This is a genomic window from Nesterenkonia aerolata (assembly GCF_031470965.1).
Lineage (GTDB): Bacteria > Actinomycetota > Actinomycetes > Actinomycetales > Micrococcaceae > Nesterenkonia > Nesterenkonia aerolata.
The window spans coordinates 32,131-53,735 of sequence record NZ_JAVKGR010000013.1; the positions used below are offsets into that span (position 1 = coordinate 32,131).

19 protein-coding genes are annotated in these 21,605 nt (G+C 65.2%); 7 read left to right on the forward strand and 12 right to left on the reverse strand.

Going from position 1 to position 21,605, the window contains the following annotated elements; translation table 11 throughout:
* Window positions 1–256: 256 nt before the first annotated feature.
* Window positions 257–1,402 (forward strand): ABC transporter ATP-binding protein, encoded by a 1,146-nt coding sequence (locus RIL96_RS10230; protein ID WP_310548922.1) that lies wholly within the window; start codon window positions 257–259, stop codon window positions 1,400–1,402.
* An 84-nt stretch (window positions 1,403–1,486) separates the two neighbouring features.
* Here the strand turns inward: RIL96_RS10230 and RIL96_RS10235 are convergent, their stop codons facing one another.
* The 3 genes from RIL96_RS10235 to RIL96_RS10245 form a co-directional block, all read right to left on the reverse strand.
* The gene (locus RIL96_RS10235) at window positions 1,487–2,590 is read right to left on the reverse strand and encodes an N-acetylglucosamine-6-phosphate deacetylase (RefSeq protein ID WP_310548923.1); all 1,104 of its coding nucleotides are present in this window, start codon (window positions 2,588–2,590) and stop codon (window positions 1,487–1,489) included.
* Between the two features lie 199 nt (window positions 2,591–2,789).
* Entirely contained in the window at window positions 2,790–3,629 is an 840-nt protein-coding gene (locus RIL96_RS10240) for a sugar phosphate isomerase/epimerase family protein (RefSeq protein ID WP_310548924.1), read from the reverse strand.
* Complete coding sequence (locus tag RIL96_RS10245; protein ID WP_310548925.1) at window positions 3,626–5,335, reverse strand: FAD-dependent oxidoreductase; 1,710 nt, start codon at window positions 5,333–5,335, stop codon at window positions 3,626–3,628. The genes RIL96_RS10240 and RIL96_RS10245 overlap by 4 nt, the downstream gene beginning before the upstream one ends.
* A gap of 218 nt (window positions 5,336–5,553) precedes the next feature.
* Between RIL96_RS10245 and RIL96_RS10250 the strand changes: the two genes are divergently transcribed.
* The 6 genes from RIL96_RS10250 (at window position 5,554) to RIL96_RS10275 (ending at window position 10,389) form a co-directional block, all read left to right on the forward strand.
* A complete protein-coding gene (locus tag RIL96_RS10250) occupies window positions 5,554–6,744 on the forward strand; it encodes a thiolase family protein (RefSeq protein ID WP_310548926.1) in 1,191 nt (396 codons plus the stop codon).
* 63 nt (window positions 6,745–6,807) lie between these two features.
* Window positions 6,808–7,491 (forward strand): 3-oxoacid CoA-transferase subunit A, encoded by a 684-nt coding sequence (locus tag RIL96_RS10255; protein ID WP_310548927.1) that lies wholly within the window; start codon window positions 6,808–6,810, stop codon window positions 7,489–7,491.
* Between the two features lie 11 nt (window positions 7,492–7,502).
* Window positions 7,503–8,192, forward strand: coding sequence for a CoA-transferase (locus RIL96_RS10260; protein WP_310548928.1), 690 nt, complete (start codon window positions 7,503–7,505; stop codon window positions 8,190–8,192).
* A 50-nt stretch (window positions 8,193–8,242) separates the two neighbouring features.
* Window positions 8,243–9,067: an IclR family transcriptional regulator domain-containing protein gene (locus tag RIL96_RS10265; protein ID WP_310548929.1), complete on the forward strand. Its 825-nt coding sequence runs from the start codon at window positions 8,243–8,245 to the stop codon at window positions 9,065–9,067.
* 186 nt (window positions 9,068–9,253) lie between these two features.
* Complete coding sequence (locus RIL96_RS10270; RefSeq protein ID WP_310548930.1) at window positions 9,254–10,003, forward strand: Fic family protein; 750 nt, start codon at window positions 9,254–9,256, stop codon at window positions 10,001–10,003.
* A 155-nt stretch (window positions 10,004–10,158) separates the two neighbouring features.
* Window positions 10,159–10,389, forward strand: a complete 231-nt coding sequence (locus RIL96_RS10275; RefSeq protein WP_310548931.1) for a hypothetical protein — start codon at window positions 10,159–10,161, stop codon at window positions 10,387–10,389.
* Between the two features lie 41 nt (window positions 10,390–10,430).
* Here RIL96_RS10275 and RIL96_RS10280 read toward each other — a convergent pair whose 3' ends face one another.
* The 9 genes from RIL96_RS10280 to RIL96_RS10320 form a co-directional block, all read right to left on the reverse strand.
* Window positions 10,431–11,411 carry a zinc-dependent alcohol dehydrogenase gene (locus RIL96_RS10280; RefSeq protein ID WP_310548932.1) on the reverse strand — a complete coding sequence of 327 codons (981 nt, stop codon included), beginning with the start codon at window positions 11,409–11,411 and terminating at the stop codon, window positions 10,431–10,433.
* A gap of 80 nt (window positions 11,412–11,491) precedes the next feature.
* Window positions 11,492–13,360, reverse strand: coding sequence for a sugar phosphate isomerase/epimerase and 4-hydroxyphenylpyruvate domain-containing protein (locus RIL96_RS10285; RefSeq protein ID WP_310548933.1), 1,869 nt, complete (start codon window positions 13,358–13,360; stop codon window positions 11,492–11,494).
* Window positions 13,357–14,883, reverse strand: a complete 1,527-nt coding sequence (locus tag RIL96_RS10290) for a tripartite tricarboxylate transporter permease (protein ID WP_310548934.1) — start codon at window positions 14,881–14,883, stop codon at window positions 13,357–13,359. The genes RIL96_RS10285 and RIL96_RS10290 overlap by 4 nt, the downstream gene beginning before the upstream one ends.
* On the reverse strand, window positions 14,880–15,365 hold the full coding sequence (locus RIL96_RS10295; protein WP_310548935.1) for a tripartite tricarboxylate transporter TctB family protein: 486 nt from the start codon (window positions 15,363–15,365) through the stop codon (window positions 14,880–14,882). Before RIL96_RS10295 ends, RIL96_RS10290 begins: the two co-directional genes overlap by 4 nt.
* Window positions 15,362–16,315, reverse strand: coding sequence for a Bug family tripartite tricarboxylate transporter substrate binding protein (locus tag RIL96_RS10300; RefSeq protein ID WP_310548936.1), 954 nt, complete (start codon window positions 16,313–16,315; stop codon window positions 15,362–15,364). Before RIL96_RS10300 ends, RIL96_RS10295 begins: the two co-directional genes overlap by 4 nt.
* A gap of 286 nt (window positions 16,316–16,601) precedes the next feature.
* Complete coding sequence (locus RIL96_RS10305) at window positions 16,602–17,774, reverse strand: NAD(P)-dependent malic enzyme (RefSeq protein ID WP_310548937.1); 1,173 nt, start codon at window positions 17,772–17,774, stop codon at window positions 16,602–16,604.
* Between the two features lie 281 nt (window positions 17,775–18,055).
* The gene (gene panF / locus RIL96_RS10310; RefSeq protein ID WP_310548938.1) at window positions 18,056–19,570 is read right to left on the reverse strand and encodes a sodium/pantothenate symporter; all 1,515 of its coding nucleotides are present in this window, start codon (window positions 19,568–19,570) and stop codon (window positions 18,056–18,058) included.
* Window positions 19,570–19,911, reverse strand: a complete 342-nt coding sequence (locus RIL96_RS10315) for a DUF997 family protein (RefSeq protein ID WP_310548939.1) — start codon at window positions 19,909–19,911, stop codon at window positions 19,570–19,572. Before RIL96_RS10315 ends, panF begins: the two co-directional genes overlap by 1 nt.
* Window positions 19,912–19,948: 37 nt before the next feature.
* Window positions 19,949–21,538 carry an N-acyl-D-amino-acid deacylase family protein gene (locus RIL96_RS10320; protein ID WP_310548940.1) on the reverse strand — a complete coding sequence of 530 codons (1,590 nt, stop codon included), beginning with the start codon at window positions 21,536–21,538 and terminating at the stop codon, window positions 19,949–19,951.
* Window positions 21,539–21,605 lie beyond the last annotated feature (67 nt).

Below are 21,605 nucleotides of genomic sequence, written 5' to 3' on the forward strand. Positions count from 1 at the left end.
ACTCAAGGTGTCAAGCGTCTGAGCTGATACCCATGAGGCACCTCACCTGTGATGGGTTCTGTGCGCTGCAATGCCCAGGATTTCTGATCAGATGAGGCGCTGATGGGTCGGCAAAGAATCGCTCGGCACCGGTGACGCCCCGCCCGCACTCTATTGCGGTGTGCGGGCGGATATCACTTCTATATCGCTTGTTGACCACCCCATTTCACAACGGATCGTCGGGCACGTACCTGCCCGTGAAAAGGACAGACATCACATGGCATCGGTGACCTATGAATCAGCCAGCCGCATCTACACCGAAGGTGCACGGCCGGCGATCGACCAGTTGGACCTCACCATCGCTGACGGGGAGTTCCTCGTCCTCGTGGGCCCCTCGGGCTGCGGGAAGTCCACCGCGCTGCGGATGCTCGCCGGCCTCGAGGACACCAATGAGGGCCGCATCCTCATCGGCGGTGAGGACGTCTCAGATATGAGTCCCAAGGACCGCGATATCGCGATGGTCTTCCAGAACTATGCGCTCTACCCGCATATGACAGTGGCTGACAATATGGGATTCGCACTCAAGATGGCCGGTATTCCCAAGACGGAACGTCAGGAGAAAGTCCGCCAGGCAGCGAAGCTTCTGGATCTCGAGGAGTACCTCGACCGGAAACCGAAAGCACTCTCCGGAGGTCAGCGGCAGCGCGTGGCCATGGGCCGGGCCATCGTCCGCTCACCGAAGGTCTTCCTGATGGACGAGCCGCTCTCCAAACTCGATGCCAAGCTGCGCGTCCAGACCCGCACCCAGCTGGCGGCATTGACCCGCAAGCTCGGCGTGACCACGGTCTATGTCACCCATGATCAGGTTGAGGCGATGACGATGGGCGATCGGGTCTGCGTGCTCAAAGAAGGCATCCTGCAGCAGGTGGACACGCCAAGGAACCTCTACACCTCGCCGGCCAATGTCTTCGTCGCCGGGTTCATCGGCTCTCCGGCGATGAATCTGTTCTCCGTCGCCCAGGACGGCACCAACGTCTACCTCGGTGAGGACGCGCTCCCCGTTCCCGAGGGGATTCTGTCGAAGACCTCGGAACCACGCGTGACCCTGGGGATCCGGCCCGAGGATTTCGACCTCGTCGAGACCGGCGGCCTGCAGATGGAGGTCGAACTCAGCGAGGAGCTGGGCGCCGATGCCTATATCTTCGGCACTCCCCGGGGCATCGAGACCGCGCAGCCGGTGATCGCCCGCGTGGACGGCCGCCGCCCTCCGGCCAAGGGGGAGGTGGTGCGGATCGCACCGTCGATGGAGCACGTCCATGTCTTCGACACGCAGACCGGGCTGCGGCTCAACGGAGAGATCCCCGAGCACACACCTCATGCGCAGCTGGCGGATGTCGAGGCCCTGCAGGACGACGAAGAGTGACGGTTCCCGCAGCCGCTATCACGACGGCGGCGGTGTGGCCGAGAGCGGTTCGGCTCAGCTGAGTCCTGTTCAGCAGAGCCCTGGTCAGCTGACCTCGGTCCCTGCGCGCAGCACTCGGTTGACCTGCAGCTGATGATCCAGCACGATCAGGTCTGCACGGGCTCCTCGAGTCAGCTGGCCGACATCCTGACGGCGCAGCAGTGCGGCCGGGACCGCGGAGGCTGCGCGCAGAGCGTCTTCGCGGCTGAACCCCGCCTCGGTGACGGCCACCCGCACGGCACGGTCCATCGTCAACGTGGAGCCGGCGATGGAACCGGTGTCCACTAGGCGCGGCACCCCGCCCTCGACGCGCACATCGAGCCGTCCGAGCCGGTAGTCACCGTCGCAGCCGCCGGTGGCGGACATCGCATCGGTGATCAGCAGGCACCGGCCGGGTGCGCTGCGATGGACCCAGCTGAGCATCGCGGGGTGCACGTGGACGCCGTCGGCGATGAGTTCGAGCAGCGCCTCGCCGTCCTCCATCATGGCTGCCGCCGGTCCTGGTTCACGGTGCTGCAGCCCGCGCATCCCGTTGAACAGGTGCGTCGCAGCCCGTGCACCGGCGGCCAGAGCCTCACGGGTCTGTTCGTAGGTCGCGTCAGTATGCCCGACGGCAGGCACTGCGCCGGCGTCGGCGATCCTGCGGATCGCCTCGATACCGCCGGGCAGCTCAGGCGCCAGAGTGACCATCTCCACGACGCCTGTAGCGAGCAGCATCTCCAGCTCGCGTGCCCCGGGAGCGCTGAGCAGGTCAGGATCATGGGCTCCAGCACGTTGAGGGCTGAGCCAGGGGCCTTCCAAGTGCACTCCGGCGAACCGCCCGTCGTGGACCAGCGGCACCAGGGCCTGCACAGTGTTAAGGAGCCGGTCCGGGTCATCGGAGACCAGGCTGGCGAGCATAGTCGTGGTCCCGTGGGCGAGATGGACCTGCCGGGCCGTCTCGGCGGCTTCAGGGCCGTCGTCGAAGGCGGCACCGGCCCCGCCGTGGCAGTGCACATCAACGAACCCGGGGGCGAGTATCCCCTCGACGGCATCAGCCTCGGCCGGTGGCGCGCTCTCTGCGACCTCGGTAAGAACACCGCCTTCGATGCGCACCCATCCGGGGCGCAGCGGACCGTCCGGGAAGAGCATCAGCTCGGAGGCGAGCACAGCAGAAGCAGAGCCAGGTGAGTGCGACGGCGCGACAGAGCCCCCCTCGTCTTCAGACACCCCTCCGATCCGCGGGTTTCCGACGATCGGATGCGTCTGCGCCATAACTGCCTCTCTCACGGAAACTCTGCGGGCACCACGGACGGTGTGACCGGGTGTGCTGACTCTCCGTTGACTATTCAGAGCCGTACAGAGACTGTCAAGCTCCGGGAGTTTTTCCGCATGAATCGATGACGGAGCGAGCGGCGGCGGCAAGCCTGTCCAGCCACGGCCCCGTCCCTGCTGCGCGGCGCAGCTGCTCATTGGGCAGTTCCACACTGATCGGCGTGTTCAGCGGCAACGCAGCCAAGATCCCCGCCACACCGATGCCGCCTTCTCCCGGTACCTGCCGCTCCTCACGAGCCTGCCTGATGAGCTCCCCCTCATCGCGTGGTGCCGGGACCGACCCATCACTGAGCTGGGCGTAGTGGATCCATTCGGCGGGAATCGCTGCGATATCCTCCAGCGTGGTCTCGGATCGAGCAACGTGCAGCGTATCGACGAGGACAGAGCGCGCCATAGCCGCTGCACCGTCGGCCAGAGCTACCACCTCCAGCGCCTCCCTGACGTTTTTCACTTGGGTCCAGGGCATCGGCTCAAGCGCAGCCACCAGACCGTACTCTGCGCAAGCCTGGGCCAGCAGTGCGTAATTGTCCGTCAGCCGCGTACGGTGCGCATCGTTGCCGGCCACGAGCACCGCGCGCGCTCCCAGCAACTGCGACGCCTCTAAGAAGGTCCGCACAGAGGTGAGATTGAAATCCGGTGTGAGCCGAAGGATCTCTACATCGAGGACCTCAATAGGACTGTCCTCCAGCCGATGCCGCACCGCATCCAACCGGGCGCGCTCTTCATGGAGCGGGTAAGCCGGTGTGCCGGGTGAAGCCGGAGTCAGCCGGACACCGATGGCGTCGAATCCGTGGTGTTCGGCGAGATCGATCTGGGCCAGCGGATCACAGTCCAGGACCGTCAGTGCGGCGAGGCCCAACGTCACCCGGCTCATCGGCTCTGCACCGCAGCCTCGCCGAGCCGCTTGCCCACCAGATATCCGAACGTCATAGCCGGTCCGATGTTGATGCCGCCGGACGGATAGTGCCCGCCCATGATCGAGGAGCGATCTGCCCCAACGGCGTAGAGTCCGGCGACGGGAGTCTCATCCGCGCCCACTACGCGGGACTGGGCATCGGAAGTGATGCCGGCGAACGTGCCGAAGCTGCCGGGGACGACCTTGACCGCGTAGAAGGGCCCCTTGGTCAGCGGCGCGAGTGTGGGGTTCGGCCAGGGGTTATCCAGATCTCCGGAGTTCCGGTTGAAGAGAGTGGACCCCCGGCCGAACCATTCATCGACCCCACGCTCCGCTCCGGCGTTGAACTCAGCGACAGTCTCCTCCAGACCGGCGGCATCAACGCCGATCTCATCGGCCAGCTCGGTGAGGGTGTCACCACGGCGTAAGTAGCCTGAGCGGAGGTACGGCCAGCTCGGCACCGGAGCAGGTTTGGCCATGCCCAGGGGGTAGTACTTCATGTACTGTGCGTCAGCGATCAGCCAGGAGGCTACCTCTCTGCCCTCCGGGACCGCCTCGATCATGCCGAGGGTGTAGTCGTGGTAGCCGTCGGCTTCATTAACGAAACGTCGGCCATCGGCCAAGACGGCGATGACACCCGGCTTGCCCCGATCCAAGATGTGGGGGAACACCCCGGTCCGTCCTCCGGGGAGGGAAATGAGGGAGACCGGGCAGTAGGCGGCGGCGGAGGCCACCGCCTGATCGAGTCCAGCACCGGCATGTGTAGCCATACGCAGGCCGTCACCGGAGGCGCTTCCCGCCGGCGGCAGGGGATGGTGTTCTCCGGGTTCGGGGCTCCGGTGGAAGGTCTCGCGCCGTATGTCAGCATCATGGGCGAAACCTCCGGAAGCCAGCACAACTGCCTGCCGAGCTGTGACGACAGAAGTGTCCTCCGGCCCTTGAAGTCGGATTCCAGTGACCCTTCCCCGCTCCTGGACCAGCGCCACTGCGGCAGTGTTGACTCGGATCTCCACCCCGAGGTCAAGCGCCGAGCGCAGCAGACGGCCGATCAGCGCCGTACCGTTGACCAGGAATTGCCCCCGCCGATGGATGGCGAGGTCGAGGATGTGTCTGCTGACGCGCCGCGCACAGTGCAGAAAGGCCCGTGGTGAACGTGTGGAATGCAGGAATGCCTGGAGGTCCTCACCAGCCATGATGCCCATTCCCAAGAAGCTCGTCTCATACATCTGACGACGTAGCAGCCGCGCGACGTCTCGGCCCAAACTCGTCAGCCGTACGGGCTTTGGCGCAACCTGGCGGTGCCCCTCAGCCGCCCCAGGAGTTCCACCGTGGATGTCAGCAATCCCGGCTCCAGGCACGAACTGCAGCGCAGTCTCTTCCTCGAAAAAGTCGACCATCTCCGGAGCTCCTTCGAGGAAGGCCGTGACCTGCTCCTCGTCGAACTGCTCACCGAGCCGATGACGGAGGTAAGTACGCGGTTTCTCGATGTCCTCGACCACACCCGCGGCACGGGCGAAACGATGCCGCGGCGTCCACATCCATCCGCCGGACCACGCGGTCGCCCCACCGCAGCTGTGCGCCTTCTCGGCGACGAGCACCGATGCCCCGCGGTGAGCAGCTGCGACAGCCGCAGACAGTCCCCCGGCCCCTGAACCCACCACGACGACATCAAACTCCTCGGTCATCACTGACCCTCCTCCGCTCTCTGCCTCCAGACCCCGCCGGCGTGCTCTATGCCATACACCAGCTTGATCTGGCACCACTTCAGTGCTCTCCGGTGAGCATGACTCATCAATCCGTGTGATGAACGCGCGTGACGAGCTTCACTCGTCAGGACACGTCACGTACAGTGTACTTCAAGCGAACATCAGTTCGTATAGCGAACACAGCATGAGAGGTGCCCGTGGAACAGACCTACCTCTACGACGCCGTCCGCACCCCTTTCGGCAAGGTCGGCGGCGGACTCTCCGGGGTACGTCCCGACGATCTGGCTGCCCAGGTCCTCTCCGCCTCCCTGGAACGCTCCCCCGGACTCGACCCCGCCACTGTGGACGAGGTCATCCTCGGCAATGCCAACGGCGCAGGCGAGGAGAATCGCAACGTCGCCCGTATGGCCTGGCTGCTCGGCGGCCATCCGGTCAGCGTCCCCGCGACGACGGTCAACCGCCTCTGCGGCTCCTCCCTGGATGCCACGATCATGGGAGCCCGGCAGATCGCCGTCGGCGACGCCGACGTCATGCTCATCGGCGGGGTGGAGTCGATGTCCCGCGCCCCGTGGGTGCTGCCCAAGACGGAACGCCCCTTCCCCATGCAGAACCTGGAACTGGTCAACACCACACTGGGTTGGCGGCTGATCAACGAGCACATGCCAGCTGAGTGGACGGTCTCCCTGGGCGAGGCGACTGAACAGCTGCGCGAGAAGCACGGCATCACCCGCGAGCGCCAAGACGCCTTCGCCGCACGCTCCCACGCACTGGCCATCACCGCCTGGGAGGACGGGCGCTACGACGAGCTCATCACCCAGATCCCGGGGGCTGAGCTGCCACGCGATGAGACCATCCGCGACGGCGTCACCGCCGAGAAGCTCTCCGGACTGCGCACTGTGTTCCGTCACGAGAACGGCACTGTCACCGCCGGCAATGCCTCCTCCATGAACGACGGCGCCTCAGCCGCCCTGCTGGGTTCAGCTGCCGCTGCGCAGCGCATCGGACGGGACCCTCTGGCACGTCTCGCCGGCTGGGGTGCTGCGGCCAATTCCCCGCAGGACTTCGGCTTCGCACCGGTGGAGGCCGCCGATCGGGCTCTCGCGAAGGCCGGCATCACCTGGGACGACATCGAGGCGGTCGAACTCAACGAGGCGTTCTCCGCCCAAGCTCTGGCCTGCACTGATGCCTGGGGTGTGGATGCGGAGATCGTCAACGCCTGGGGCGGCGCGGTCGCACTGGGCCATCCGCTCGGGGCCTCCGGCACTCGGCTGATCGGCACACTGGCCGCCCGACTGCGTGCCTCCGGGCACCGCTGGGGTGTGGCTGCGCTGTGCATCGGCGTCGGGCAGGGATTAGCCGTCGTCCTGGAGAACACCACCACCGGCTGATCCACTGAGGGATCCTGTGGAGGGATCCCGCCGACGAATCCCCTTGTGAGGAGAGAGGCACTGATGACTGAGATCGCAGACAACGCCGCCGAGGCCGTGGCCTCCGTCAGGGACGGCGCCACCGTTCTGATGGGCGGCTTCGGCAACGCGGGCCAGCCGATGGAGCTGATCGACGCCCTGCTCGACGCCGGGGCGACGGATCTGACCGTCGTCAACAACAACGCCGGTCAGGGTGACGCCGGTCTGGCACTGTTGATCAAGGAGCGCCGGGTGCGCAAGATCATTTGCTCCTTTCCCCGCCAGTCGGATTCCTGGCACTTCGACGAGGCCTACCGCGCCGGTGAGATCGAGCTCGAACTGGTCCCGCAGGGCAATCTGGCTGAGCGGATGCGCGCCGCCGGTGCCGGCATCGGCGCATTCTTCACGCCCACCGGATATGGCACCCAGCTGGCCGAAGGCAAGGAGACCAGGGAGATCGACGGGCGGCACTATGTGCTCGAGTACCCGCTGCGCGGTGATATCGCCCTGATCAAGGCGCTGCGTGCCGATACGGTGGGTAACCTCGTCTACCGGAAGACCGCGCGGAACTTCGGCCCGGTCATGGCCGCTGCGGCACAGACCACTGTGGTGCAGGTTGAGGAGCTGGTCGAGGCCGGTCAGCTGGACCCCGAGCATGTGATCACTCCGGGCATCTATGTGGACACGATCACCGTGTTGCCCCAACCGACGGCCGGCCGAGACGCCTGAAGGAGTATCCGATGAGCACTGAGACCACCGCGCAGACCGCTACTCTCGGTCGGGAGCAGCTGGCCCAGAAGGTCGCGGCCGATATCGCACCGGGCGCATACGTGAATCTGGGGATCGGTCAGCCGACCAAGGTCTCCGACTACCTGGACCCGGAGCAAGGCGTCACCCTGCACACGGAGAACGGGATGCTGGGGATGGGACCCGAGGCCCACGGCGACGACGTCGACGCCGACCTCATCAACGCCGGCAAGATCCCGGTCACCGAGACCGCTGGGACGAGCTATTTCCATCACGCCGATTCCTTCGCCATGATGCGCGGCGGGCACCTGGACGTGTGCGTGCTCGGTGCCTTCCAGGTCTCAGCCGCCGGGGATCTGGCCAACTGGTCCACCGGCGCCCCCGATGCGATCCCGGCGGTCGGCGGGGCCATGGACCTGGCCACCGGTGCCAGGGATGTCTTTGTGATGATGTCACTGTTCGCCAAGGACGGCAGCCCGAAGATCGTCCCCGCTCTGACCTATCCGGCCACCGGCCTGGGGTGTGTGACCCGGGTCTACACCGACCACGGTATCTTCCTGCTCTCCACCGACGACGACGGCGCCGCCGTGGTCACCCTGCGCGAGGCCTACGGACTGAGCCCGGCGGAGATCGCCGAACGGCTAGAGGTCGAGGTCGTCGATGCCACTGCATCCGCTGGCTGAGTACCCTACCCGAGCAAACGATCCCCCAGCAGACGAGTAGTGTCATGGGTGTGGATGAGCAGAGAGTCGAGACTGAGACAACACCTGGCAAGGAGGACTTTGTCAGGTCACTGGCCAACGGGCTGAAGGTCCTGGAAGCTTTCGCCGCCGGCGAGGCCAGCATGACCCTGTCCGAGGTCGCCCGCCGCACCGGACTCTCCCGTGCCGCGGCCCGCCGGATGCTGCACACTCTGGTCCATCTCGGCTATGCCACCACCGATGGTCGTGAATTCACGCTCACCCCGAAGGTGCTGAGCTTGGGACTGGGCTTCTGGTCCGGCAACGGACTGAAGGACCTTCTGCAGCCGCACCTGCGCACCCTGGCCGCCGAGCTCAACGAATCCTGCTCGGCCTCGGTGCTGGTCGGCACTGAGATCGTCTATATCGCTCGCGCCCACACCCGCCGCATCATGCGCATGGATCTCGATGTCGGCACCCGGCTTCCCGCCTTCGCCACCTCTATGGGGCGGGTGCTGCTCAGCGACATGGAGGAGCCGACGCTGCGGAATCTGCTGGAGAGCTCCGAACGCCCTCGCATGACGCCGGCCACCGTCACCGGCGTCGAGGAGCTGTGCGCAGTGATCGCCGAAGTCCAGAAGACCGGCTACGCGATGGTCGACCAGGAGCTGGAGGCCGGGCTGCGCTCAGTCTCGGTGCCGGTGCACCACCCGGAACGTGGGATCATCGCGGCGATGAATGTTTCGGTCTCCGCGGGGCTGGAGTCCGCCGAGGGCACATTGGAGCGGGTGCTGGTCCCGCTGCGCCGATGCGCAGAAGCTGCCGTCGGGTCCGTGGTGGCGTGGGAGCAGAGCACCGGGCAGATCTCCGGGATGTGACGAGCCAGGATGTGACGACGCGCGGCGACATCTTCGTCGCAGCGCCGATGCGCCACTGGGTTAAATTCCACCGCGAGCCACACTCAATTCTCAGGACTCCACCGGGTGTCCCGAAAAACTGAGAACAAAAGGATCAGAGGCCAGCGACCTTAAATAGTGCTGGAGTCATTAGTAAAGTTCAGGCACATGACGCTGCGTATCCCCGGGTTCCCGTTCGACTCTCTCCTGACAGTGGCAGTCTTCGAACTGGAACGACTTCGGGGCGACCTAGCCATGCTGGATACAGATCCCGAGATCCTCGGACAGATCCACCCGGTGCTACAACTGGTCATGAGCATGACCAGCGCCCGCATCGAAGGCAACCGCACCACCGTCCTGGATGTCGTCGCAGAGAAGCAGCGGCCGGACGGACTCCAACATTCGGACGCTGTGCAAGAGATCATCAACCTAGAGAAGGCTTCGACATTCATCGGCGAACACGTGGAGCCTGGTACACAGCTTACTCAGATGTTCATACGGGAGCTTCATCGCATCGCCGTCGAAGGTCTCGATGCCGACGGCGACCGCACACCCGGTACCTACCACACGCTGCCGGTGACGATGGCAGGCACGACACATGTTCCTCCCGGACCGGACCTGGTTCCGTCACTTATGGGGGACCTCGCAGACTTCATCAATGCGGAACGGCCCAGGAACCTGAACCTCGTGGCGGCCGCTGTCTCCCATCACCGGTTTCTCTGGATCCATCCTTTCGGGAACGGTAACGGCCGGGTGGCCCGGCTGCTCACCTATGTCGTGCTGATCCAGCAGGGATTCGCTCAGACGACCAGCTTCCGTGCGCTGAATCCGACGTCTGTGTTCGGAACAGACCACAACCGCTACTATGCGCATCTGGCCGCAGCGAACACTCAAGAGGACAACGACTTGGTGCAATGATGTGAGTACGTGCTGCTGAGCACTCCGTGATGACCTCGCCCGTGTCAAGTCACTGGGACAGGCGAACTTCGTCCGATCCCTCCTGCTGCTGCCGACCATCGATCGTCTGTTCCACTCAGCTCAGTGAACCAGAGGCTGCAGCTCTGCGTGCCGTGGTGAAGCACGGCATCGTCAAGGCCCGTGACCTCGCCGAGGCGTTTCCAGGGTCCGCCTCATCACGCAGCCAACTGATCCGTCGACTCGTGGACCGGAACCTCCTCGCTCGACTGCCCGAATCTCCCCGGTCATACCGACTGAGGCTAGACACCGGGCCCATGGCGCTGGCTGTGATCGCCCAGCTGGAGGAGCTGGGCTTCATCCCAGCGATCATGCGCGAGGCCATCTGAGACGCAGCCGGCTTCTTGCAGGTCAGGGAACGACGCAGGCATCAGTCGAATCGGATCCAGGTCTTTCCCCGCGCAGAGGACGCCGAGGCAAAGGCCTCACCGGCTTCCGAGAAGGGCGTCGCCTCGGTGAGGATCGCCTGGGGGTCGATCTCGCCGGATCCTACGGCGGCCACTGCCTGCTCGAAGTCGTGCGGATGATCGTAGATGATCGTGCCACGAAGGGTCATCCGCCCACGAGTGATCTGCTTCGTCGTCAGCGGCAGAGGATCCTCACTCATCCCGATCACGGTGACGGTCACCGGTGCGGCCACCTTCGGCAGCATCACCTGCCACAATCCCGAGGTGCCGACGGCATCGATCACATGGCTGAACTTGGCAGGGGCCGAGGCGTCCTCGACGCCGACGGCACCAAGCTCCCGAGCCAGGGCCCGCCTTCCGATATCGAGCTCCATCACCCATGGCTTCGCACCGGCGGCAACGAGCAGCTGAATCACCAGCAGGCCTTGAGAACCAGCCCCGGTCACCAGCACATCTGCCCCTGACGGCACCTCGGACACCGCAGTTGCGGCCCGCGCCACTGCTGTCGGCTCGATCACCGCGAGGGCCTCTGTAGAGGCCGCGACTCCGGTCACCGAATGCACGAACTGCTCCGGGACGGCTACGAGTTCAGCGAGCAGTCCCGGCATATTCATTCCGAGGATCCCCCGACGGGGACACACCGAGGTGGTCCCGGAGGCGCAGGCCTCACACTCCAGACAGGGATAGTTCGGCTCGATGACCACCTGCTCGCCCACCCGGCCAGGATCAACGCCGACACCGACGGCGACCACCTCACCTCCTCCTTCGTGCCCCATAATCCACGGCATCTCAGGGACCGCCCGCGCACCGGACCAGACTCCCAGGTCGGAACCGCAGAGCCCCACCGCGCGCATTCTGACCAGCACCTCACCGACGTCGGGGACAGGGTCAGGCACGGTAGTCAGCTCGACGGTTTCGGGGGCGGTGAGCACTGCCGCTCGCATCGTGGCTCCTGGAGGGGATGGTGGGATCTCTGGACTGGGGGTCTCGGAGGTGAGGTCTGGGGACTGGGAGAACCGGCCCGTCAGGTCCTGAGCAGGGACGCCCGCTGTGCCGCGTGGGCGGCCATACGGATCGTGGTGTCGGCGGTGGGGTAACCTTTGTAGCCGCCGCGACGTTCGATGATCTCGAAGTACACCTGCGAGCCGACGACCTGGGTGAACAGGTGGAAGCATTCTCCACCCTGGACATCACGTTCATAGAGCAGGCTCCGAGCCGAGAGCGCGGCGACGAAGTCATCGTCAAGCCCCAGGCGCGCCTGCAGATCCGCGTAGTGGTTAGCCGGGATGTCCAATACCGGTGCTCCGGATCGGGCCAGTGCCTCCGCCGCCGCGAAGGCGTCATCAGTGTGCAGTGCGATGTGCTGGGGAGAGACGACACCGGGTGACCAGGTGCCACGCCGCAGCACCGAGGCGTTGAGCACCACACCGAGAGTCTCGCCGGAGACGGTCAGCTCCTGGGACCGCACCAGGCCGAAGGGGCCAGCATGCTCAACCGCTTGCGCGTTGGCCACACCGAGGAAGGAACGCATCAGCAGGATCGACTCGTCGAAACGGTCGAAAGGCTGGGTGAGGCTGACATGGTCTATCCGGGTAAGCCCCACGTTGGTCTGCGGTTTCTCGATCTCATCACGCGCGGCGAAGTCCTCAGTCCAGCTCCTCATGCCCTCTGCGCTAGGACACAGGAACAGTCCGGTGCCGTCGGGGATCGCATAGGCCGGCATTGCCGCCTCATCGTCTCCGATCACACGCGGCAGCGGATCCAGGCTGAGCGCCCGGGCACGGGCGTCGGCCGCCTGGGGATTCTCAGTGTGCAACCCGAGGGCGGCCACCCGCGTGAAGGGGTGTGATCTGTCGCTGCAGGTGGTGACATTGATGAGCAGACAGGCACTTCCCTGGTCCCACAGCTCTACCGGTTTGGAGCGGTGATCGGAACGATGGACGAAACCTAAAGCCCGCAGCACTGTGCGCAGACCCAGTGCTGAGCTGGGAGTGGCTTCGATCTCCACGAAGGCGCAGTCGGCAGGGCTCGGGGCTGCGGGGAGTCGGTTCTCTCCCGTATCGTCCCCAGAGGGATCCTGTGCTATACGTGCAGTGAGATCCCTCAGCGATCGATGGGCATCGACGGCAGTGAGCGCTGGAGGCGATTGCCGGAAGACATCGTTGAACACCTCCAGGGACAGCGGTCCCTTATAACCTGCCGCCAACACCGCACCGGTGAACGTGACCAGATCGAACGCTCCCTGCCCGGGAAACAGACGATGATGGCGGCTCCACTGCAGCACGTCCATGTTAAGATGCGGGGCGTCTGCGAGCTGCAGAAAGAAAAGCTTCTCCGCGGGCACCTCCGCAAGGCCATCTAGATCATCGGACCGGGACAGCACATGGAAACTGTCCAGGCACAGCCCCAGGCTGGGATGGTCGGCGCGGCGCACGATCTCCCAGGAATGCTGCCATGTGTTGACTGCGGCTCCCCAAGCCAGTGCCTCATAGGCGATGCGCACCCCGTAGTCAGCGGCGATCTCTGCCAGCTGGCGCAACTGCGCCGCGGCGAGCTCGTCGTCGTCGATGGTGTCCTCAGCCACCGAGGAGCAGATGAGCACCAGATCGCATCCCAGCTCCTCCATTGTGGCGAACACCCGGCGGGCCCGTCGCTGCGTCGCCTCGAACCGGCCCTCAGGGGCACCTTCGACGTCCCGGAACGGCTGGTACAGGTCAATGGTAAGTCCGAGCTCGGCACAAAGTCCCCGGATCTGCATCGGACTCAGAGGCGAGCCCAGAAGATCCGGCTCAAAAAGCTCGACACCGTCGAATCCGGCATGGGCGGCCGCCGCCAGCTTATCCGGCAGAGTGCCGGATAGGCAGACGGTAGCGATCCCGGTGCAGGGATTCATCGAACATCCTCCCTGGAAGGTTCGTGCATCTTCTCTTCCTCCGTCTGCGCCAGCAGAGGTGGCTGACGGCGGGCACGCCAGATCGCGAAACCGATCGATGCCAGGGTCAGCACACCCAGGACCAGCGGGATCGGCTCAAGGAGCCAAACCAGACTCCCATCATGGATGATCATGGCACGGCGGAAACCGCTCTCGGCGATGGGGCCCAGTATCACTCCGATGATCAGCGGAGCCAGGGGGTAGCCGCCTTTGGTCATGACGTAGCCGAGGATGGCCGCGGCGAACATCACAAACACGTCGAAGACGCTGGAACGCACGGCGTAGGAACCGACGACAGCAAGTACGATCACCGCTGGCCAGAGGATCCGAGCAGGTACCCCTTCGATTAGGCGGACCCAGAACGTCGTACCGAACCATCCCAGAACGAACAGCACCACGTAGACCAGGGCAAAGCCGATGAACACACCGTAGATGAGGTCTGGGCTGCCGGTGAAGAGACTCGGTCCCGGCTGGAGTCCGTGCACAGTCAAGGCTCCGATCAGCACGGCAGAGGTGACGTCACCGGGAATGCCGAGGGTCAGCGTGGGCACCATCGCACCTGCCGTGCCGGCGTTCTTCGCCGATTCGGCCGCAGCGATGCCGCGCGGATCGCCCGTCCCGTACTTCGAAGAGTCTTTCGTGAGCCGCTTTGACTCGTTGTAGGCGACGAAAGAGCTGATGTCACCGCCGACGCCGGGGATCACACCGATCACGAAGCCGATCCCAGAGCCGAGCGTTCCCGAGGGTGTCATCCGCCGCAGCCAGGCCGGTGTCGCCCGGAACTTCTCCGGACGCATCTTCAGATCGAGTTTCGCGACCCGTTCGACCTGCAGGAACGCCTCGGAGACGGCGAACAGACCGATCATAAGCGGGATGAACGAGACTCCGGAGAGCAGGTCTGCACTGTCAAAGGTCAGCCGAGGGAAGCCTTGAATCGTGTCCAGTCCGATCATTGCCAGCCCCAGCCCGAGAAAACCGGAAATGAGCCCCTTCACCATGCGGCCCTCAGAGACTGAGGCGATGATCGTCAGGGCGAACAGCGCAAGCATGAAGTTGGCGGCCGATCCGAACCCGAGGGCGAATTCGGCGATGAACGGGGAGAAGAACGCCAGAAGCACCACGCCGACCAGACCACCGATACAGGAGGCCAGTACGGAGATCTTCAGCGCTTGGACACCCTTTCCCTGCTGGGTCATCGCGTGGCCGTCGGCGACCGTCGCCGCCGAGGCAGGGGTACCGGGTGCGCGGATCAGGATCGCCGGGATGGAGCCCGCATAGACGGCACCACCGTAGATACCCAGCAGCAGAACCATCCCTGCCAGCGGTTCTAAGGCAAAGGTGAAGGGCAGCAGCAGGGCCACACCAACAGTGGCAGAGATGCCGGGCAGGGCACCGACGACGATGCCGACGAGCACGCCCAACACGAGCATGAGCAGCACCTGCACATCAGCGACGGCGTTCAGACCGTCCATCCATTCGGTCATGGCAGGACTCCCTCGATGAGGCCAGGGGGCAGGTAGACCCCCAGCGCAGCGGTGAACAGGTAGTAGACAGCCAGAGCGACGACGATGGGCACCGCGATGAGGCGGACCACTCTGCCGATTCCCATGATCAGCATTCCCACGACCATGAAAAGCACTGTGGCGAGGACGAAACCTAACGGTCCCAGCAGGAGGGTGTAACCAAGACCCGCCAGAACCATGAGTGCAGTCCGTAGGCGGGATCCGGGCTCAGGGGCGATCACATGGCGTTCGGCGTTGAAGAGCAGCATCACCCCGAGGACGACCAGAGCGAATCCGATCAGCTGTGGCAGAGCCCCCGTCCCTGGGTCCTCAGGCTGACCCGGCTCCGGAAAGCCGAAGGCGAGAATCAGCAGGACTACACCCAGCACCACCATCACGGCGGCGATGATCCGATCACTCAGCAGCGACGCCGCCGAGGTCCGTTCGGTATCTCCGCTCTTCACTGCTCTCCCAATCCTGCCTGCTCGACGACGTCACCGTAGCGCTCATACTCCTCCTGGAGGAAGGCATCGAACTCCTCGGCGTCCTTGTACTCCTGGGTGAAGCCCAGCGTGTCCATGTAGCTGGAGAACGAGTCGGAGCGACGCGCCTCGTCAAGACATTCATTCAGCTCGCCGATGACATCGTCAGGGGTGTTTTGAGGAGCGAAGAGCCCCAGAATCGCGTAGCTCGTCCAGTCCAGCCCGACTTCCTCGAGCGTAGGGGTCTCGGGAAGGATGTCGACCTGCTCGTCACCTGCGACGGCAAGCGGGCGCAGCTGTCCGTCCTCGACGTAGGGGGCCATCTCAGCGGCACCTACAGTCACCATATCGGTCTCCTCACCGAGGGTTGCCTGCACGGCCGTCGCCGCACCGGAGTAGGGCACGTTGCGCAGGTTCGGCTGTTCGGCGGCCTGAGCGGCCCCGGCGAACCCGATGTGGTAGATCGAACCGGTGCCCGAGCTGGCCACGGTGATGTCCTCATCAGTGGTCAACAATTCGTCGACGTTTTCGATGTCGGAGTCTTCCGGCACTCCGAAGGCCACAGGCTGTTCGCTGTACTGCATGATGCCCCGCACATCTGCCGGTTCGATGGGTGAGACACCGAGGTGGGGCAGGATGGAGAGCTCGATGGCGGCGACGCCGATGGTCGTCCCGTCTGCCGGTGCTGAGGCGACGGACTGGAAACCGACGGTGCCGGAACCGCCGGTCTCGTTTCGCACAACGACGTCCTTGCCGCAGGTCTGCTCGGCCTCGGTGGCAAGTTGCCGTGCAGTGCCGTCGGCCGAACCGCCGGGGGCGAAGGGGACGACGAGGTTGATCTGATTCGTACCCTCGCTCTGGGGATCACCGCCGTCTACACATGCGGTCAGGAGCACGGCGGCTGCAGCGGAGGCAGCGACGGTCTGCGGCACGCGGTAGCCCACCCTGCGGCGTAACCACCGGGGATAGGTCTGTGGTCCTGACATCGCGGCCTCGGAATCTCTCCATCTAGAACGTTCGCTCAGCGAATGCATGTTCGCTTGACGACCATAATCTACAGATGTGACGCCGGTCATGCAATACAAGGCGCCCACTTCTAGGTACACCAACGCACTGAAAGGGGCGGCGGCCTCTCGAGCCGCCGCCCCCGTCGGGCAGCTGATCAGTGGATGAGCAGCGCTTGGTCGGTGCCAGTCAGGCCGGCATCAGCCCCGCCCCTCAGACCTCCTGCTCCTGGGCGGTGCGCCGCACCGCGTCGGCCACTGCCTCGGCGACTCGCGGGTCCAGCGCCGAGGGCACGATGTAGTCAGCCTCCGCCGCAGTGCCCACCACTTCGGCGATGGCCTCAGCCGCGGCCACCTTCATCTGAGCGGTGATCTCCCGGGCGCCGGCATCCAGCGCACCGCGGAAGATGCCGGGGAAGGCCAGCACGTTGTTGATCTGGTTCGGAAAGTCAGAGCGGCCGGTGGCAACCACGGCGGCATGGCGTCCGGCGACGTCGGGCATGACCTCCGGGTCCGGGTTGGACAGGGCGAAGATGATCGCGTTCTCAGCCATGCGCGAGATCGCCTCCTCCGGCACCTTCGAGGAGGAGACCCCCACGAAGACGTCAGCTCCTTCCAGAGCGTCCTCGATGCCGCCGGTCACCCCGCGCGGATTGGTCCGCGGGGCCACCTCAGCCTTCACGCCGGTCAGGTCCTCCCGGCCGGTGTGGATGACGCCCTTGGAGTCAGTGATGACGATGTCACTCACCCCGGACTGCTCCAGGATCTCGGTCACCGCGATGCCGGCAGCTCCGGCGCCGGCGATCACCACGCGCAGCCCTGCCAGCTCCCGGCCGGTCAGCCGGGCAGCATTGATCAGCGCGGCCAACACCACGACGGCGGTGCCGTGCTGGTCGTCATGCATGACCGGGCAGTCGAGGGCTTCCTTGAGCTTGGCCTCCAGCTCGAAGCAGCGCGGCGCACCGACGTCTTCGAGGTTCACCGCACCGAAGGAGGGCCGCAGTCGGACCATGGTCTCCACGATCTCGTCGATGTCCCGGGTGTTGATCACCAGCGGGATCGAGTTCAGGCCGCCGAACTCACGGAAGAGCACGGACTTGCCCTCCATCACGGGCAGAGAGGCCGCCGGGCCGATATCACCGAGGCCGAGCACGGCGGAACCGTCGGAGAGGACGACGACCAGCCGGTCCGCCCAGGTGTGGCTGGAGTGAAGCCCGGGGTCATCCGCGATGGCCCGGGAGACCTTCGCCACACCGGGGGTGTAGGCGATGGACAGGTCCCGCTGAGAGTTCAGCGGCCGCGTACTCTCCACCGAGAGCTTGCCGCCCTCGTGTTCGCGGAAGACCTCGTCGTCGGTGATCGGGGCATGGGGGTTTTCGATGTTCATCTGTTGCAGCTCCTGTGAAGTGTCGTCGGCGTCATTGCCGGTGTCACGCGGACGGATCCGCACGCTGCGCGCAGACCGAGATCGTCGGATGCCGCATCGTCGCAGGGGCCCAGGGGGTGTTCGGACCGATGAGACCCTACTCTGCGGGATCCGCCGGAGAGAGTCCACAGTTCAGCGGAAACGTCTCATCACCTGAGAAGCTCGGATGTCCGAGGAACTCAGGTGATGAGATCATCCCGGCCGCTTCACGGCGACACTCGCGGCGGCACTCGCCGCTGTGCTCACGCCGTCGGCGTGCGCTGATCCCCCAGCCCGTAGCCGATCTCACGTTCGATGGCGCGCTGCGTCCCCCAGAACTTCACCAACACCTGACGGCTCGGCGCCGGACCGAAATAACTGCCCAGCAGATACATCCCCAGCGCGAAGATCGCCGCCGGCAGCACCGGCATCATCCCGAAGGCCAGGACATCGAAGAACTCCGATGCCAGCAGGTAGTAGACCATCCCGCCGGAGATGGAGAGCAGAGCACCCAGCGCATTGCCGCGCTTCCAATACAGCCCCAGGATGAGCGGGACGAAGAGCCCGGCCTCCAGACCACCGATGGCGAAGTTGATGATGAACTGCAGGAAGTCCGGCGGCTGCAGGGACAGCAGCAGCACGATGATGCCGATGCCGAGGCTGACGAAGGTCCCGGCCCGGTACTCCTGCCTGTCCGTCATCTCCGGTTTGATGAACTCCTTCCACAGATCCCGGACGATCGCTCCGGAGACCACGAGGATCATGGAGTCCACGGTGGACATCACCGCCGCCAGGGGTGCAGCCAGCACCGCTCCGGCCAGCGGCCCGGGCAGATGCTCGATGATCATGTGCGGAATCACCAGATCCGCCACCGGCGCCTCCGGGTACAGCGCCTTGCCGACCACGCCCATCGCGCCGAAGCCGATGGTGAAGAGCATGAAGATCGCCGGACCGATGTACAGCGCCCGGTGCAGGCTCTTCGAATCCCGGTACGACATCGCCCGGACGACGATATGCGGTAGGCAGGCCAGCAGGAAGCCGAACATGACGGCGTAGGAGAACATCATCGGCAGGTCGAAGCCGCTGGCGCCGGGCAGCACGAGCAGCTCCGGGTCCACTGTCCGGCTCTCCCGCTCCATCCCGGCGAACCCGCCGACAGTGGTCAGCACGAGGATCCACAGCGCCACTCCGCCCAGCAGCATGATGATGCCCTGTGCCGCGTCGGTGAAGGCTGCGGCGAGGAACCCGCCGATCGAGGTGTAGAGCGCGACGATGAGCGCGAAGACGATCACCAGAATCCAGAACGGGATACCGGTGATCGCCTCCAGCACCCGGGCACCGCCGACGAACTGAGCCACCATATAGGCGACCAGGAAGACCACCATGCAGATCGCAGTCACCAGGGTGACCGCCCGAGACTCATAGCGTTCCTTGAAGAAGTCGGTGAAGGTGATCAGGTTCAGCTTCCGCCCGACGATGGCGAACTTCTTGCCCACCAGCCCCAGGGCGAGGATCGCCGCCGGGACCTGCATCAGCGCACCCCAGATCCAGCCGTATCCTTCCGCGAAGGCCAGGCCGGGCGCCCCGAGGAACGTCCCCGAACTGGCCGCGGAGGCGATGACGGTGAAGATCAGGATGATCGGCCCCAGCGAGCGGCCGCCGATGTAATACCCGCCCGAGGCTGAGGCCTGCTGCTTCGTCCGTCGGAGCGAATAGAGCGCAATGGGGATCATCAGAGCCAGCAGGATGATGATCGGCAGTGCGATGTCCCACCGCATCAACGCTCACCCCTCTGCTGGGCTGAGTGACCCGCGAGTCCGTCGTCCTCAGGCTCGAGGCTGATATCGCGGAAGAGGAAACGCACCATCAGGTACGGGGCGATGAAGCTGGCCACTCCGACGAAGGCGATGCCGCTGTAGAAGAACCACGCCGGGAATCCCATGACGAAGTCCTGTTCAGCCCCGTCGACCCCGGAGCCGAGACCCCAGGCGATGGCGATGGCGATCCCGGTGAACGCCGCCCAATAGCCGATGCATATCCATGTCTCCCTCAGGGAGACTCGGTACCGGGGGTCATGTTCGAAGTCTTCCGACTCCTCTGACCACCGCCTACTGCTCATGGTCTCTGGTCTGCTCATCATGATCCTCTCCGTGGTGTCAGTGCCTAGCGCGGAGCACACGTCCTGCTCGCCGTCGAGTCGGTCGACCGGAGTCGACCACTGGTTCTCCGTTGAGCCATACATGTTCGATGCCCCGCGGCGGTGCCTGGGGCTCCGCGTAGGTGGCACGGTCTTCCAGCCCCTCAAGGTCCACAGCGACGAGATCGGCGAAGTGGCCCTCTCTGACGCGACCCCGGCCCGGCAGGCAGAAGGTGTCCGCGACCAGCGAGGTCATCCGACGCACTGCCTCCTCCAGCTCGAGCAGCCCCCGCTGGCGCACATAGACATCGAGGACCCTGGTGAAGGAGCCGAAGGCCCGCGGATGGGGGCGTCCGCCGGTGCCCTGTGGCAGGCCGTCGCTGCCGATCATCGTCTGCGGGTCGGCCAGCGCCCGCTGCAGGTCCTCTTCGGCCATGATGTGCATGATCATCGTGGCCCGCAGTTCCTCCTCGATCAGCAGGTCCGCCAGCGCATCGACGGGATCCTGCCCACGCAGGTGCGCGATCTGCGCCAGCGAGGCGCCGTCGTAGCGTTGAGTGCCGGAACTGGAGACCACGATGTTCTCCCAGCCGGCGGCCAACGCGTAATTCTCGAAGTCGGCGGTGGGGTCAGCGATCTGCGCCCGGATCTGCTCCCGGCAGCCGGCCGAGCGCAGACGCTCCAGCAGAGGCCGGGTACCCCCGGCATGCATCCACGGAGGCAGCAGCGCGGTGAGCATCGTGCTCGCCGCCGTGTAGGGGTAGACGTCCTGGGTGATGTGCACACCGGCAGCACGGTGGTGGTGCAGGCCCTCGACGACCTCGGCCATCGCACCCCACTGACGACGGTCCGCCACCTTCAGATGGGACAGGTGGCACCGAACGCCTGCCTGCTCGGCGACGCTGAGCGTCTCGTCGATGCTGCGCCTGAGGTGCTGGCCTTCATTGCGCATATGACTCGCGTAGACCGCAGTGGCCGGCAGCGCAGAGGCCAATTCCACGATCTCCTGCGTCCGGCTGTACACCCCGGGCGGGTAGACCAGCCCGGTGGACAGGCCGACGGCGCCGGCGGCGAGCGCCTCGTCGAGCTCTCGTCGCATGATGTGGCGTTCCTGTAATGAGGGCGGACGTTCTTCTAAGCCCATCGCGGCAATGCGCAGCGTGTTGTGGCCGATCAGACTGGCGAAATTCGTGGGAAGCCCAGCCTCAGCGATGTGCTCGAGGAACTGCGGATACGTGGACCAGCACCAGTCGTGCTCCGGAAAAATCCGCCGGACCAGCGACTGGAAACCCTCGATGTTCTCGGCGGCGCGAGGGGCCAGGGTGAAGCCGCAGTTGCCGTTGATCTCGGTGGTCACGCCCTGTGCGGTCTTGGAGGCGTCCGTGTAGTCCAGCAGCGCGGCATTGTCCGAGTGGGCATGAGAGTCGATGAACCCCGGCATCACCGTCAGGCCGCTGAGATCGAGCACCCGGGAGACCCCGTCTGTGGGGATGGACCCCGGCCCGGCGATCGCGGCGATCCGGTCCCCGGAGATCAGCACATCGGCGGGTTCGGCAGGCCTGCCGGTGCCGTCGACGACCGCGGCACCCCGCAGCACTGTGCTGTCCATCGCGCCCCTCTCCCTCAGCTGGATAGCACAGTAGCAAGATCAGGGCACGGGTCTGCGCGACACACGC

Coding starts and splice junctions, on each gene's coding strand:
- RIL96_RS10285 (WP_310548933.1), bottom strand. CDS start 13,360: ATGAATCCCTGCACCGGGATCGCTACCGTCTGCCTATCCGGCACTCTG.
- RIL96_RS10320 (WP_310548940.1), bottom strand. CDS start 21,538: ATGGACAGCACAGTGCTGCGGGGTGCCGCGGTCGTCGACGGCACCGGC.
- RIL96_RS10305 (WP_310548937.1), bottom strand. CDS start 17,774: ATGAACATCGAAAACCCCCATGCCCCGATCACCGACGACGAGGTCTTC.
- RIL96_RS10315 (WP_310548939.1), bottom strand. CDS start 19,911: ATGAGCAGTAGGCGGTGGTCAGAGGAGTCGGAAGACTTCGAACATGAC.
- RIL96_RS10240 (WP_310548924.1), bottom strand. CDS start 3,629: ATGAGCCGGGTGACGTTGGGCCTCGCCGCACTGACGGTCCTGGACTGT.
- panF (WP_310548938.1), bottom strand. CDS start 19,570: ATGCGGTGGGACATCGCACTGCCGATCATCATCCTGCTGGCTCTGATG.
- RIL96_RS10255 (WP_310548927.1), top strand. CDS start 6,808: ATGACTGAGATCGCAGACAACGCCGCCGAGGCCGTGGCCTCCGTCAGG.
- RIL96_RS10290 (WP_310548934.1), bottom strand. CDS start 14,883: ATGACCGAATGGATGGACGGTCTGAACGCCGTCGCTGATGTGCAGGTG.
- RIL96_RS10245 (WP_310548925.1), bottom strand. CDS start 5,335: ATGACCGAGGAGTTTGATGTCGTCGTGGTGGGTTCAGGGGCCGGGGGA.
- RIL96_RS10230 (WP_310548922.1), top strand. CDS start 257: ATGGCATCGGTGACCTATGAATCAGCCAGCCGCATCTACACCGAAGGT.
- RIL96_RS10280 (WP_310548932.1), bottom strand. CDS start 11,411: ATGCGAGCGGCAGTGCTCACCGCCCCCGAAACCGTCGAGCTGACTACC.
- RIL96_RS10260 (WP_310548928.1), top strand. CDS start 7,503: ATGAGCACTGAGACCACCGCGCAGACCGCTACTCTCGGTCGGGAGCAG.
- RIL96_RS10270 (WP_310548930.1), top strand. CDS start 9,254: ATGACGCTGCGTATCCCCGGGTTCCCGTTCGACTCTCTCCTGACAGTG.